At 50.2% G+C, this 14,848-nt stretch carries 12 protein-coding genes; all 12 read right to left on the bottom strand.

Annotated features, from left to right (window positions below):
- Window positions 1–163 precede the first annotated feature (163 nt).
- The 12 genes from AC0L3H_RS25930 to AC0L3H_RS25875 all read right to left on the bottom strand — a co-directional run bounded on the left by AC0L3H_RS25930 (window position 164) and on the right by AC0L3H_RS25875 (window position 14,689).
- The gene (locus AC0L3H_RS25930) at window positions 164–1,885 is read right to left on the bottom strand and encodes a hypothetical protein (RefSeq protein ID WP_473587355.1); all 1,722 of its coding nucleotides are present in this window, start codon (window positions 1,883–1,885) and stop codon (window positions 164–166) included.
- A 382-nt stretch (window positions 1,886–2,267) separates the two neighbouring features.
- Window positions 2,268–2,993 carry an FkbM family methyltransferase gene (locus AC0L3H_RS25925; protein ID WP_473587354.1) on the bottom strand — a complete coding sequence of 242 codons (726 nt, stop codon included), beginning with the start codon at window positions 2,991–2,993 and terminating at the stop codon, window positions 2,268–2,270.
- A 68-nt stretch (window positions 2,994–3,061) separates the two neighbouring features.
- A complete protein-coding gene (locus AC0L3H_RS25920; protein ID WP_473587353.1) occupies window positions 3,062–4,012 on the bottom strand; it encodes a UDP-glucuronic acid decarboxylase family protein in 951 nt (316 codons plus the stop codon).
- Window positions 4,013–4,025: 13 nt separating this feature from the next.
- Window positions 4,026–4,895 carry a glycosyltransferase family 2 protein gene (locus AC0L3H_RS25915; RefSeq protein WP_473587352.1) on the bottom strand — a complete coding sequence of 290 codons (870 nt, stop codon included), beginning with the start codon at window positions 4,893–4,895 and terminating at the stop codon, window positions 4,026–4,028.
- Between the two features lie 712 nt (window positions 4,896–5,607).
- Window positions 5,608–6,945, bottom strand: a complete 1,338-nt coding sequence (locus AC0L3H_RS25910; RefSeq protein WP_473587351.1) for a nucleotide sugar dehydrogenase — start codon at window positions 6,943–6,945, stop codon at window positions 5,608–5,610.
- Window positions 6,946–7,060: 115 nt separating this feature from the next.
- A complete protein-coding gene (locus tag AC0L3H_RS25905) occupies window positions 7,061–8,203 on the bottom strand; it encodes a glycosyltransferase (RefSeq protein ID WP_287194784.1) in 1,143 nt (380 codons plus the stop codon).
- Window positions 8,204–8,269: 66 nt separating this feature from the next.
- Window positions 8,270–9,037, bottom strand: a complete 768-nt coding sequence (locus AC0L3H_RS25900) for an FkbM family methyltransferase (RefSeq protein ID WP_473587350.1) — start codon at window positions 9,035–9,037, stop codon at window positions 8,270–8,272.
- A gap of 98 nt (window positions 9,038–9,135) precedes the next feature.
- Window positions 9,136–10,101: a glycosyltransferase family 4 protein gene (locus tag AC0L3H_RS25895; protein WP_473587349.1), complete on the bottom strand. Its 966-nt coding sequence runs from the start codon at window positions 10,099–10,101 to the stop codon at window positions 9,136–9,138.
- 102 nt (window positions 10,102–10,203) lie between these two features.
- Window positions 10,204–10,914 carry an FkbM family methyltransferase gene (locus tag AC0L3H_RS25890; protein WP_473587348.1) on the bottom strand — a complete coding sequence of 237 codons (711 nt, stop codon included), beginning with the start codon at window positions 10,912–10,914 and terminating at the stop codon, window positions 10,204–10,206.
- A 12-nt stretch (window positions 10,915–10,926) separates the two neighbouring features.
- A complete protein-coding gene (locus AC0L3H_RS25885) occupies window positions 10,927–12,057 on the bottom strand; it encodes a glycosyltransferase (protein WP_473587347.1) in 1,131 nt (376 codons plus the stop codon).
- A gap of 23 nt (window positions 12,058–12,080) precedes the next feature.
- Window positions 12,081–13,487 carry an O-antigen ligase family protein gene (locus AC0L3H_RS25880; RefSeq protein ID WP_473587346.1) on the bottom strand — a complete coding sequence of 469 codons (1,407 nt, stop codon included), beginning with the start codon at window positions 13,485–13,487 and terminating at the stop codon, window positions 12,081–12,083.
- On the bottom strand, window positions 13,484–14,689 hold the full coding sequence (locus tag AC0L3H_RS25875) for a lipopolysaccharide biosynthesis protein (protein WP_473587345.1): 1,206 nt from the start codon (window positions 14,687–14,689) through the stop codon (window positions 13,484–13,486). The genes AC0L3H_RS25880 and AC0L3H_RS25875 overlap by 4 nt, the downstream gene beginning before the upstream one ends.
- Window positions 14,690–14,848: the final 159 nt, after the last annotated feature.

The raw sequence follows: 14,848 nt of genomic DNA, 5'->3' as shown, positions 1-14,848 counted from the left end.
CGCTTCACCCCAGCCGAATGCGCCAACTACTTCAAGGCAGCTGGATACGACCCAGATTAAACAGGACGCGCTCTAGTCACCGAACCGGAGCGGTAGCACGCTGGCGCTTTCCGGGACTTTCGAGGCATGGCCATGGGATTCGTAAGGTCAGGCTTCGAGGTCGTTAAAACTCGCTCCACTCGCCCTCAAGCGTCATCCACCCGTCTCCAGTGCCGCCGGTCCGAGCGGCCATTAGCTGGCTGCCTACAACGCTAAAACTTACAAAGTCCTCGAATCCGGATGAAGGGAGGACCGGTCCAACCCAACCCCAGTGAATATTATCACCGGCACGATCCAGTGCGATTATGTACATCCCCACAGTGACTGTGTCGGCCGAGCGCTTTGTTGCAGTGACTCTGACCCACCCATTGCTGTTCGCAGAAATGCCCGTAGCAGTCATTGTAGCTCCGAGCGCAAGCCGCCCCGTCTTCTTAATGCCTGGCTCGTCGCGGCGCACCGCCATTGCCGCGGTGTTAATTGTTCCGGCAAAGCAATTCAGCAGCGCAATGGAGCAGCCGTTTGATTGGCCGTTTCCATCGATCAAGTTGTTCCGCGATGGATTTCCACCGCGAATAATAATATTGCAGTTTGGGGCCATCAGTCGCGCAAAAACACTATCTACCTGCCCCAAGCCATCGGTAGATTTACTAATCTTGTCGATATCGAGCTCAGTAAATATACCGCTAGAACTGTCAACAAGAATATCTATTGGCAACCCGTACTCGGCGACGACCGCCGAGCCGCCGCCTTGTGTGCTTGATTCTGCAAGCTGCGCACCGCGGGCGATGGAATAGGAGTTAGCGTTGATCCTCCTGATAGTAGACTTGCCATTCGCCGTTATATCGCCGACGAGGGCAGCTCCTTTTATATTAATCTCGTCACCGGTTGAGAGACCGTGACCTTTATGCACCACGATGATTGTCGCCGATCCTTTGAGAGTAGTGAGGGGATCGATTCCGAGCGAAACAGGAGCCACTGCTGGTTTGATGCGCCCGTTTCTTTCGAAATGATTCGCCCCTAACATCTTAACTCGCATCTTGTTAACATACAGACCGGCCCCATTATTTCCTTCAATCGTGGCGGATTCTATGGTTAGCTCGGACAGACTAGTTCCAACATTCTCAAGATGGATAGCTGTAATCGCCGTTCCTGAGACACGGATGTTGCTGATTGTAGAGCCATTCATTCCGGCGTTGGCGCGCCAATAAATTCCGCGCTTTCCTCCTTGCAGAATCACGGATTGCAACACGCCAGCATACATAGGCATCGTGGAGTTGATGCTTGCTATTACCGGATTAAGAGCTCGGATGTTCCGGAAATAGCTGCCTTGCGTAATGACCGCCGAACCGCCACCGGCATCAAATAACACTCCGTTAGCGGCTGTGCCACTACCGTCAATTTGAAAATCTTCCCATTGAACTACTATATTTGTCGACGTGTTGGCATGAAAAACTGCGTCAATCTTTCCAATGGCCTTAAACGTCGAAGCATACATGCCGGCACCGCGGATAAAAGTATCTCCGACGATAAAAGCCTTGACCGATGTCTTGTAAGTTCCCTTCCTTGCGATGAGACGAAACCCATTCGATTGACAGTAAGCGTTGGCGCCCGCCCAACGAGATCCATTATCGGTCGAATTATCTCCCACCAAACCTAGCGCTTCGCAAGTGATCTCACCGCGCGGCACTATGAGTTCGCCCCATCTTCCCGCACCAAGACCAATCTTTCCGAAGTGTGCAGGTTCCGAACTTCTAACTGCATAAAGCCAGCCGCCACCATCATCAACAGAGTTGTAGCCCCGCGTTTCGAAAGCAGCCAGCCCAGTCGGGAGATTGATTGCAGCCATGCCAACCGCTGTATCATAGACAGGGACATTGCCCTGGCTGACGGCATCTGACGCATATCCACCGGCTTCATCGCGAGCCGCTACGGCTCGCTGAGTCACACCAGAAAATACGGCCGCAGGCGGCACGGCCATTAAAAACGAACGGCGGGTGGTAGTTGGCGGTTTCACTGCTGCTTTTGTCGCTCAGGTGCCAATTGGTAGCGGATGGAAAACCCGCGTGCGAGTCAAATGCCTATGAGGCCGACCACGAACTTTTGCCGCCATCGGCCGTTCTCATGGCGGGCTGAGCACCAAAGTTGATGTGTCGCCGATCAAGACGGCCAGCCGATCGCGTCATCGGCACACAACAGCTTCCCCCCAGTTGCACGCCACCCTCGAACATTCATTTCGGGTAGAAAAATAGATTTGCGCCATGTCCCTGCCGTGAAGCGCGCTGCACATAGTCATACTGCTCCATCAGTTCAAACGTTTTCCTCCGATCTGAGGTCACCTCACAATACAACTTAGGTCGGATCGTAGAGAGTATCTTCCTCATTCCGCCTAAAACCAAGTTTTCTGCGCCCTCAACGTCTATCTTCACGACCGACGGAGGCACGCAATATTCAAGAAGATAATCCAACTCGAACGTTGGAACAAGAACGGTCGATCTGGCTCCGCCGGATTGAGTACTCCCAGCTACTTCCCCGAGGTGATTTGACGCTCGACCGCGAGAGGCGATTAAAAACTTCTGAATACTTATTCTATTAGATGCTGCTACGGGAACCACCTCTATCCCGTATCTGCGATTCTCTTCTAATTCAAATGTCTTTCGCAACATATTTACTAGCCAAAGATCGGCTTCTACCGCCACTACGTTCCCAGTCCCAGACCGAAACGCGGAAGCCAGGCTGAACACTCCCATATTCGCTCCAATATCCCAGACAGTGTCTCCAGCCTCTACAAGTTCATCGACGGCGTGCAACAGTTGAGGGTCAAAGGCGGCACGACCCGGCTTAAGTACCTTCAATTGCGCATCAGGGCTGACATAGATGGGCAGCGAACCATACTGCTTAGGCAGACGCCTTTTAAAGATCCAATTTCTGGTCAACAACTCAACTATATGCCGCACGATACCTCCGCCTTATCGCCCAAAGAAACACCAACGACGCGCATCACCATTACGACCTCAACGGATCTCTACAATCGCGCGAAATATTCAATGGTCTTCTCGAGACCTTCGCGCAGCTGAACACTTGGTTGCCAACCAAGCATCTCACGCGCCTTCGCCAAGTCTGGGCGTCGTTGACGTGGGTCGTCGGCCGGTAATTCTTCACTCACTATTACCGATTTCGAACCCGTCAGTTCTATAATTGCCTCGGCAATACCCCTTATCGAGATTTCGCTATCGTTACCTAGATTTAACGGCCCCGGATACTTGACCTCGTCATCCATAAAATCGATGAAACCTTTGATCAAATCGTCAACATAGCAAAACGACCTAGTCTGCTCACCGTCCCCGTATATCGTGATCGGCATCTGGTTCAGCGCTTGAACTATGAAGTTCGAAATAACACGCCCGTCGGCCGGATGCATTCGCGGCCCGTATGTATTGAAAATTCGAGCCACTTTAATATCAAGTCCCACTTGTCTGTGGTAGTCAAAAAACAGAGTCTCTGCACAACGCTTGCCCTCGTCATAACAGGATCTTGGGCCTATAGGATTTACATTCCCCCAATATTCTTCCACCTGCGGATGCACAGATGGGTCGCCATAAACTTCGCTGGTGGACGCCTGAAAGATTCTGCAATTAAGCCTCTTTGCAAGTCCAAGCATATTAATCGCGCCATGGACAGACGTCTTCGTAGTTTGAACTGGGTCGTGCTGATAGTGAATAGGAGACGCCGGACAAGCAAGGTTGTAAATCTCATCAACTTCAACATAAAGCGGAAACGTGATGTCATGGCGGATGAATTCAAACTTTGGATGAGATGCGAGGTGTTCGATATTCTTCTTGGTTCCCGTAAAGAGATTGTCAACGCACAAGACTTCGTTGCCTATCCCTATAAGCTTGTCGATCAGGTGAGAGCCAAGAAAACCGGCCCCGCCAGTTACAAGAATCCTCTTTGCACTTTGATAAAGTCGTGGCACTACTACTCTCCAATTAAGACTTAGTGGACAGAGAATTATTTCTCATGTTAACGTTTTCTTTTTTTTCCTCCTCGTACTCACGGATTAGATTACTTATAGTATGAAAATACCACGTTTTGTAAAACGCGTATGAGAAGCCTGACCACCCGTCCAATACCCCCCCCTTTAAAACGTAGCTATAAAAAAAGTAAGCAAACGCATACCAACGGGACGGTAAGTATTTGTATTTCACACTTTGTCTCTCTGTTAACGTATTTTGGGCCGCCCCTGCCCGAAGTAGCATATACCGGTTCGCCTCCCACTTGGCATATGCTTGGTGACGGCCAATGAACCTGTCTATGCCCCGGAAGTCGCGGTGATCGATTAAGGTCTCGATCGCTCCGACCCGACCCGCGAGTATGGGATGCTCATGGACTTCCATGTCCAAGCTACTCCATCGATCTTCCTCAATACGCTCATACATGCCCGCGTCCACTCGAAATAAAGCCAACTTCTTTTGCGCTACACCGAACTTAAGCTCCCTTCCCATAAAGTAGTTCCTGTATTTTAACCAGAAGCCGACATATTCGTCTGACGCCGTTCTTGCCTTCACTTCATCACAGAACACGTCATTAACTACCTCGTCCGCATCCAGAAAAAACACCCAGGGAGTCGTGATCGCATGATTAATTAGCACCCAATTTCGTTTCTTTGGGTAAAGGCCGTTCCACCGAAAATGAACTATCTCAGCTCCGTTTTTTTCGGCTATCGCAACCGTCTTGTCCTCGCTTCCAGAATCCACAACAATGACACGCTCAAACCTGCCAAGCCTCTCCAAACACCTTGGCAAATTGCCTTCCTCGTTCTTAACAGGAATAATGACGGTAATGGGAATCTTCTGCACAGGATTGCCCTTAATCAACTCTTGCTTCGTGTTGTTACGATCTTCAAATCCAAGTCAAATTGCGTTTCTAAGAGCCGCTAGACCCTTGCCCCGTTAAATTCATTTTTCGGCGTCCCACACTGCGCGCAGGATTGCCAACTACAATGTCATACGAAGGAACACTTCGCATGACTACGGCTCTCGCACCTACTATAGCCATAGATCCAATTTCCACCTTAGGGCCCACGAACGCTTCTGCGCAAATCCATACGCCGTTCGACACACGAATAGTCGCCTTGACGAGTGGCATTGACGGGTCACGATAGTCGTGAGTTCCCGCGCAAAGATGCGCACCTTGGGAAATGGTCGCTTCTGCCCCAATGCTAATTGGCCCAAGCGCATACAATGTGACCCTGGACCCTATGGCAGCGTTGTCTCCAATCGAGATATTCCATGGCATCGAAATGCGCACGTCCGGATATATATGCACATTCCTTCCGACTTTAGCTCCAAACGATCGCAGTAAGAATACTCTCCATTTCCAAAGTGGTCGCGGGCTTAAGATGAATAAAGGACCCACCAGGCCCCACAGCACGCGTCCGAGTTGCTCGGCCCTGCTCCACTTCCGTGCTCTCCGGTTCTCCTTTACGTCGAGCATTCCAGCCTTAACTTCGATTTCAACACAGTTTGAACCGCCCGCGTTCACACGTTTTCTATCATTGTCGGCTCAATCCTACGCCTTGACCAGATTCCTGCATACGATATTCCTACGAGCAAAACAATTTCTCGTATCCACTATCAATTTTGCGTGTTCAGCTAACAGTCTGTAGTCGATTTCGTCGTGATCAGTCGCTATAAGAACCGCGTCATAATCAGAAAGCGTGTCTGTCGTTAGTTCAACGGACTTCCGCCCAGACAAATCGGGGTGCTCTCGAGTCTTTGGAATCTCCTGAACGTGAGGATCGTAATAGTCTACAGATGCGCCTCGCTTCACCAACGTCTCAAGCATTACAAGCGTCGGACTTTCTCTAATGTCGGATACGTTTGGTTTGTAAGCCAGTCCGACAATTAAGATCGAGGCACTGCTAAGAGAAATCTTCTGCCGAGTGTCAAGAGACTGCTCCAGCCTAGCTATTACATACCGCGGCATTGATACATTTATTTCGCCAGAAAGTTCGATGAATCGAGTTGAGAGACCGTATTCTCTCGCCTTCCACGTCAGATAGAAGGGATCAACAGGGATGCAATGCCCTCCGAGTCCAGGTCCAGGGTAGAACGGCATATACCCGAAGGGTTTAGTGGAGGCGGCGTCAATCACTTCCCAGATGTCAATTCCCATCGCATCGTAGATTACTTTTAGTTCATTCACGAGAGCTATGTTTACGGCCCTAAAGATATTTTCAGTAATTTTAACGGCTTCGGCAACGGATGGATTCGACACTACAACTACTTTTTCAACTACATTACCGTAAAAAGCCTCCATAAGCTCGGATGCCTCCCCGCCGTCGCCGCCTACTATTTTCGGGATATTAACAGTTGAATATTTCTTGCTGCCGGGGTCCTCACGCTCCGGCGAAAACCCGATCCAAAAATCTATTCCTGCCCTCAGACCGCTTCGTTCCAATATCGGCTTTACAATACCCAAAGTTGTATCTGGATATGTTGTGGATTCGAGGACAACTAACTGGCCAATATGCAAATAGCGTGAAATGTTTTCAGATGTGTCCTTGACATAGCTTAGGTCGGGCTCGCGCTGCTTCGAAAGGGGTGTAGGGACGCAGATGATAACTATATCGCATTCGGCGAAGTGTATAAACTCTCCCTCAGCTCGAAATTTCTTTTCTTCCACCATGGACTTCAGGTCGCGTGACCCAACAGCGTCTATGTAGGATTTGCCAGAGTTCAGCATTTCTATTTTTTTAACGTCTGTATCAAATCCAATAACATTAAAACCCGCTCGAGCCGCGGCGATCGCTAGCGGAAGTCCAACGTATCCAAGGCCAATAACACCTACGACGGCTTCATGAGAGCTTATTTTCCGAAGCAACTCAGCCCCCTGCCCCTGTTTCATCGTCAAATTCGTAACCACTTCCCTGCCTTCAGTTTGAGTTCAAATGCTAGTTGGTGAGACAACACTGCGGGCCGTCTCTGCCGCGCCAATAGTTCAAACTAGTCGCTTGCAGAGGCTAAAGAATGATCGTAGGTGGTGGGGAGCCTTGACCTCGTAACCAACTATAGGCTTCAATCATCCGCTCTGCTATTCCCGACCATGCGAAATCCCGGATCATCCAATTTCGGCCGCGGGTACCCATTTGGTGAAGCTCGATCATCCCTGATGTGAGGGCGGCGTGAAGCGCATGCTTCAGTGGCTCCACCCCCGGGTCGACCCACCATCCACATCCATACGTCTCAAGCCCGCGCCACGGGGTCGCTTTCGTGGTAATTACGGGGGTTGCGCATGCTAAGCTCTCTGCAACAGTCATTGCGAAATTTTCTGATGACGATGGCAACACGGATACCGCCGCTGTCCTATAGAGTTCGTACTTTTTTTCGCCATACACCGGATCACCAAAGATGCATCGCTTCAGGCGGTACTGTATGGCCTCTTGCTTCAACTTCTTGACATAATTTGGCTCACCTGGACCCCGAATCTCGAGCGTCCAATTAGGAAAGACGTCTTCTAGTTGGGCCCATGCCTTCAAGAGTGTCTCAATACGCTTGATCGGATGCAAGCGGCCGAGATACAGAACAACAGCCGAACGCTCAAAATCGGAACACTGCGGATGAGAGATTCCGACCCCGTTGGGTAAAATTACGACCGGCTGCCTCAGACCAAAGGTACGGATATCCTCGTATTCTTGCTCGCTAGTAGCGTGAATAAGATTTGCTTCCCTGAGTGCTGATCGTTGCGCGATAAACCAAAAGACAGACTTTATTGCTCTTGAATATTCTAAGGCCGCCGGACTAAGCATGCCTCGAGGCGATATGACAAATGGCACTTTAAAGGCTTTTGCGACACGGGCTGGATAAACGTTTGGCATCATCCACAGGCCGTGCGTGTGAAGTACCTCGGCCCCAGCTGCGACCTCGACCAACCCCTTCCTCATCTTGGACGATAGGCCGAGTTTTTTAAGTTGACCGAATCTTTCATAATCACGAGTAAATTTTCTATTTCTAAATTTTCCGTCCAAGGTATCGAGTGGCCCCCCTAATGATATCAGCTCCACTTCCTTTCCACTTTTCTCCATTGCCCTAGCAAGCTGTAAGACAGAGTACGAGGGACCAGAGGCCTCCGCTTCGATCGACGCAACTATTTGTACTATTTTCATGCGCTTCTCAAAACAGTATTCACTGAAGTTATATTCTCGTCAGCTCCGTGGAGCTGACTGACACCGTCAACCGCGAAAGATAATGTTACCGGACAGGCCGTCTAGCTTTTCCCGATCGAATGTCACGGCACGATAGCCAAAAGTCGCCATGAATGACACTAGGTCCGAGGATGTGTACCCGAATGCCTTCTGATTGATCTCACTTGTTTCCAGAACGATTACCCTTGGCTTGAGTTCAGGGTCAGAAAGAACCTCTTGGGCACCTCGCATTACAGCGAATTCCGCTCCCTCGACATCAATCTTGATCAGATCTGCTCTCCGCCCTGCAGCCAAAAGAAAGTCGCCCAACCGCCTCTGCGGGACCGTGATCATTGATCTTACTGCGCGGCGCTTTGTATCACGAAGTCCGGAATAGCCAGAGTCACCAGAGCGGAAAAACTGAGCATCGCCGTCAGTGTCTGATAGCGCCACCTTAGCAACTTTGCTGCCGTCGTATCCGTTTAACTCAATGTTGAATTCTGCCAGACTGGCGATCAATGGATCCGGCTCAAATGACAATACTTCCCCTCCATTACCAACTATTTTCCAGAGGTAACAGGAAATATAACCAAGGTTGGCTCCAACATCGACGCAAAAACTGCCTTCAGACAGTTCTTTCTCGAAGTAATCGAGAAGTTCTTCCTCATAGGCTCTATCCCAATACAATCTCCAACCGACTGTCTCATGAAGCGGCACTACGATCGCAAGCCCGCGCAACCTTACGGTTGCAAACGTTGGTTCTATTGGCTTTTTGAAGCTTCCGATTCGGGAACGAACATTTCTAAATATTGACACGTATTTTCCCTATCTGTAATTCTTGTCAAGCTGCTTGCAACAACCTAAACGCCCCGATCCGTACACCCCATCAGTATTTCTGCGCATTGCATCAACCATCAGATGTTCGGTCGGAGAATTCGACGTTCCTCACAAAATGAAATCGCCGCCTCGAACCCTTGAACCATGTTTTCGATGTCGAGCTTTTCAATGTAATACTTGCGGGCATTTCTAGCCATCTCTTCTCGTAGCTCACTGTTAAGTAAGCGCGCCATCACCCGTGCTAACTCACTAGAGCCACCGCGATAAAATAAGGTGTTCTCGTTTTCCACACAATATTCGAACTCAGGCGCGTGCCGATTGCCAGGGCGAGTTACCACTGGAACGCCGGCCCAAAACGATTGAACGACGGAGAGACCGACGTGCCACGGCGACACAGTTGCGATCGCTCGATCAAGGAATTTTTTTAGCGCCTCGGGTGTACTCGTCCTAGGATGAAATTCAATGCGATCAGAAAAGCCACCCCTGTTTGCCTTTGTTTTCATGGACGCCTCTATCGGCCCACTTCCGACCAACACGAGGCGCAAGCTCGGGTGCTCTGCCGCTACGATAGCAAAAGCGTCCAGAAGCTCCATCAACCCCTTTTCATCGCGGTAGTCACCGAAGTAAAGGTAGCTGTCACGGCACACTGTCGGATCCGCTTCAAAGCACGCAAGCGCTATCGTATTTCTCGCTACAAAGAGTTTGTCATTTGCAACCCAGCGCGCAAATTGGTCTCTGCCCGACTCTGTGTAAAACATCGAAGCAGTTACCCGGGCAGCCGCGATTAGCCGCAAGGGTCGCATAAAAAAACTGCCCCATCTTCTTCCGAAACCATGACTCCAGACTACAACCTGACCACGGGAGCTAAAGATTATCGAAAGAAGTGATGGGTTACGGAGATCAAGGCCCGTAATCAGTATATCATTCTCTGCATCAAATGGAATGTTCCACGCATGCTGTCCAACTTTCTTTTTGTCGAACTGTAGATGCATCCATTTGAAGTTAGTCTGGCTTTTTGGCGGCTCCTGAGAACAAACGATCAAGTCCTTTCGCCGACGCGCAATTGCGTTAAATACTCCTATTCGATATTCCGCGATCCGCTTCTGTATAACATATATTGTCATATCGTTACCATCGCAGTATATCTATGTTTTTCGAGCAAAAATCACGTCAACCTGATAGACGCGACCGGACTCCTGATCAGCGAAACCCGGCTCGATCGACCAGATATTAAACCCGTGATCAGAGAACCATCTCAGGGCTTCCGAGAACTCCCAGTAAGACTCGTACAATGGAACCAGAGATAGCTCCAATTCGACCACCTCCGCACGAACCATAGTCTCCATTGCGCCCTGAATAACCAGAAACTCTGCTCCTTGAACATCGCACTTTAGATACACCTTCTCGACGCCAGGCAACTTCTCCTTGCAATAGCTATCGATTGAACGCATAGGGACCGATATCCTGCTTTCCTCTCTCGCATTTGCTGCGCTCTCCGCCAGGGCTGTCATTGCAAATAGCGAACTCGAAGTGGTTCGCGAAGAGACGGAGAATTCTGTCGTAGCATCATGGTCGCCGATCGCAACTGGCACAACCGACCATCTCTTTTGGCGGGACGCGCGACGGCGTAGCGCATCGAGGGCCTGAGGCAGAGGTTCAAACGAGATCAGAGCCCCATCAAAGCCCGCCCTGTAAAGTGCACTTCCAAAGCCACCATAGTGTGCGCCCACATCGAGAACACAACCGATCTTTCGCTGCCGCAGCAACTCGATTCTTCGCGACCATGGGTCAGTATTCGGGCCAATTCTGGTTACGTTAAATCCGACCTTTCGAAACACTTCCTTCAGTCTACTCATTTGACGAGCCCTTCATATTAAACAAGGCGTGGGAACGCCAATGAATTTCGCAATTTTTCTAGCGCTACTCTGGACGGAGTATTCTTCAATTGCGAAATTTCTGACTTGTGTAGCCGCGGCAATCCATTGCGACTCTGGCTGGCGTAGAATCCCATCAACCCTGTCAGCAAAACTATCCGGGCTTCCCACACCACTACAACCTAGAACGGAAACGAGGTCACGCGGCATGCCTGCCGTATCGGTTGATAAAATAGGACGAGAATAAGACATATATTTCAATATCTTTGAGGGAAAATTGGTATCGGACGCTGAGAAGCTTGGGTCGCGAGGATTCAAAAACGCATACGCGTCAGAGCACGCGGCGTCTAGCTCGGCTGCATTCAAAAACCCCATGACTTGAGCGCCCATTTCTTTTAAAGCCACCGCTGACTGCACGTCGCTAACCCGACCCGCAACAACAACGTCAACGTCTGACAGGTCGATTCGCTTAAGTGCTCGAACTAGGAAATCAGATCCACTTACCTTGTCGACACCGCCGACGAATACGAGCCTCTTCCTTGTTCCGACTTTTGGGGCTGAGACTTCCGCGACGTGGGGAACCGTCCCATGAAACGCCATACAGCGCCGCCCCCCCAGCAGAGATCCTATGCTTGCGGGCAAATAGAGCAACCCACCTGTCGCCACTTTTGCGACTTCCTTGACTAAGTCTAACCCAGCTGTATTAGACGGCGCGTCGGGAACGATAACGACCACGCGCTGGACCAAGTTGCCGATGCGTTTAACTGCAGCTGCGGAAAGCGTTCCCTGCCCGTAGACAAAAACGAAAGCCTCACGACTTACCTCGGCACAAACCGCTCTCTCCAGTGCACGGCTAATGGACCTGCGCTTGATAGCCGGAAGGTTGAGGAATTTCACCAGCTTCATCCCAATCGAGGACGACTTGATCTCCATTCCAGGCTGCAGAAAAGGTCCACGTGGCCACGACGATTCGTTTGAAAACCAAAAACTTCTGTCCACATGACCAAACGTCTCCAACGCGTCAACCAAGCCTCGTATCCAAGCGGACGCCGCTGGGGAGACAAAAGGAAAACGGAGAACCTGCTCATCCGAGAACGTCGGCGCTATCAGAACAATTGGATACATGCCATCTATCCTCTCAAGTACCTTCAGCTCCGTCTCTCGCGTCCATAGCGATCTGCGCCCGCCCGGCTGGTACGCCAATAACCCGGACTCGCGATTTCGGAAGTTCCTACGGCCACCAGCCCGGGCAATGACCAGTAGCACAGGGATCCAATTAATCCAGGAAATAGCACCGAATTCTCCTTGAAAAAGAACAGCACAAACAGAACAAAATGCAATGCCACCAGCGGTCCACACCAATACTGGCCTGATTTTCTGATTCTCCTTACCATCTCAATTTGCAAAACGATAAATATCGCTGTGAATAATAGGAGACCCAGAACTCCATTCTCTGCCACAATCATTGCAGCGCCGACTTCTGCAGCCATACTAAGGTCACGCACCTCGAACGCCTTCCCAGCTCCAGAAGCATACCCGCTGAAATTACCAAATGGCGCCAAATTTATCCATTCGACAACAAATTTTAAGAAGATCGAATTTATTCTTTCACCTATGTCCAACTGACCTTCATTAAGTAAAACCATTCTTTCGCCAAAGATAACGCTGTTAACACTGTCCCAAAAGAGCGCTATGGAAAAAATCGCTACAGGACTCGCTGCGAAAAGCGCGAAGATCAGACGGCCACGATGAACTCGAATTTCGATTGCCAGTAGAATGAAAGCGATAAAAAGGGCACTAAATAAAGCACCTCTACGGGCCGTCATCCATATTACAGCGAGTATCATCAGAGCGACAGCCAACCGAACTAGCCGCTCTTTTGAACTTCTTGACCTCAAGACAAGTGCCGAAGCAAAACCAAATGCACACAGCGATGCGATTGAGTTAACGGGCGCAGTGGTAAAATAGCCAGCAAGCGTTGCTTGCCCGATACGAAACTCCTTCCCTGCTAGAAGCTCGATAGCGTTCGCCCTAAAAACGCTCGGCAGCGCGTCGTTGCCCAAAACAAGCATCACAATGCCCAGAGGGAACTGAAGCGCTATAACCAAAACGAAGATCTTTGCCGCTCTAACAAGCTTCGTTAAATCCCCTGGCCGGTCGTATGTGAGGATTGCCAATCCAAGCATTGGAGCCCCGACGCCCAACAGAAGAGCTTGAATTCCAAGCATAGTGTCGATTGCAAACGCAGGAACAGCGTAAACTGCCACGAGCGCGATCCAACTGACGATCCATCCATAGGCCACTGAGGGTCGATTTTTGTTGACTTTGACAAGTCCGATGAAAACAAGTGCAAGAAATATTGAGACTGGCAGCGCCTCAAATTGCACTGGCTGCGTCGGTGTCAATTTCCTCAAAACGCCAGCAACCGCAGGCCCAACAAGCGCGACCAGCATCAACCGGTCCAAGCTCAGGCTGCTGTTCTTGCGGATCCGAACGCTAGGACGCGCCCCAGCCACCAGCGCTTGATTTCGACGAGCCTCGGACTGAAATTTCATGTCCTCGTGCTCTCCCACTTTCGCCAAGGTATGAATGGGACGGCATAGAAGATTCGCCCCAGCGCGACGCCGGCTGCTCCCAGCAGCGATCCCAGCGCCACAGCAGCCACCAGGTTCGCAACTGCCCCGCCAATGGTTAGCAAATTTGCGCATCGCAACTCCCCTCGACCTATAAGAGAGAAGTAAGGGACGATGATCATAGCAATTGCCACATATGACAACGTATATGAGCAATAAATAACCATAAGGTCCTGGTACATAAAGCTTGATTGAGTTAACAAAAGGACCAAAGGCGGCCCGATTGCAATTGACGCCAGTGACAACACTATTATTATACGCTTTATGGCTGCAGAGCTTCTCAGCAAGATAGTCTGAAACCCAACCTTGTCGTTTGCGCGATCTAGCCTGATCAGCTCTGGAAGTATGGGTGAAAAGTATGCTCTAGGAAGTGACTGTATCTGCTGGTTCATCTCGCCGCAGAGGCTCGCCACGGCAACTATTTCTGCGGGCACAAAATATCCAAGCACAATACGATCTGCTGACGAGTATAAGAGAGAAGAGATGTTATTTACCCATTGCAAAACGGCATAATGAACGGCCGGCGAAAGCAATCCGAGCACCTCGTGGAGGCCAAATTTTTCAATTCCCCTTGTTGCCACAAATGCTTTCACACCACCGCGCAAAATTATACACAGGAGGTTTATAACTAAAAGCTGAGTCAATGGAAAACTGAGCATTCCGGCCGTGGCTACACTTCCAATGCTAAATAACCGCGTAGACACCTCACATAGCGCATTCTCCTTAAAACGACTTTGCGCTCTCAGTGTCGCGGCGCATATCATATCCCACTGCAATGCAATCGCAGTGAGTACTGCAAGCAAGACAAATCTTACAATATCTATATTATTCTCAGTCCAGATCAGTGGCGGGTGACTGCGAAGGACAACACTAGACAGCAGGAACGCAATTCCACCTGAAAGAACTGAAACCGCTAAGCCGCCGAACACAATCAAGCTGATTGCCGCGGACCGCTTCGTGCGATCGACCTCGGCAGATATCAACTGAGTAGCAGCCATACCGATACCGGGAGTTGCTGCACCAAGTACGCTCGCAAGCGATAAGTTGAAGGTCCACAGGCCATACCCACTCAAGCCAACAGAGTAGATCAGCGGAACAGTTAACAGCAACTGCAAAGTAGGCATACTAATTTGCTCAACCAAGGCCCAAAGTCCGGACTTGGATACACCCGACAGGCGCCCCAGAAGCGCTCCTTTTCGGCTCTTTGCTGTCAAACTTTTCTATTCTCTAGTTCGGAAGTGGGTGCCGGCTTCTTCCAGGTAAATTGCATGCTATAAATGCGG

The sequence above is a fragment of the Mesorhizobium sp. WSM4816 genome (assembly GCF_055811535.1).
This window is presented reverse-complemented; position numbering and strand designations above follow the sequence as displayed.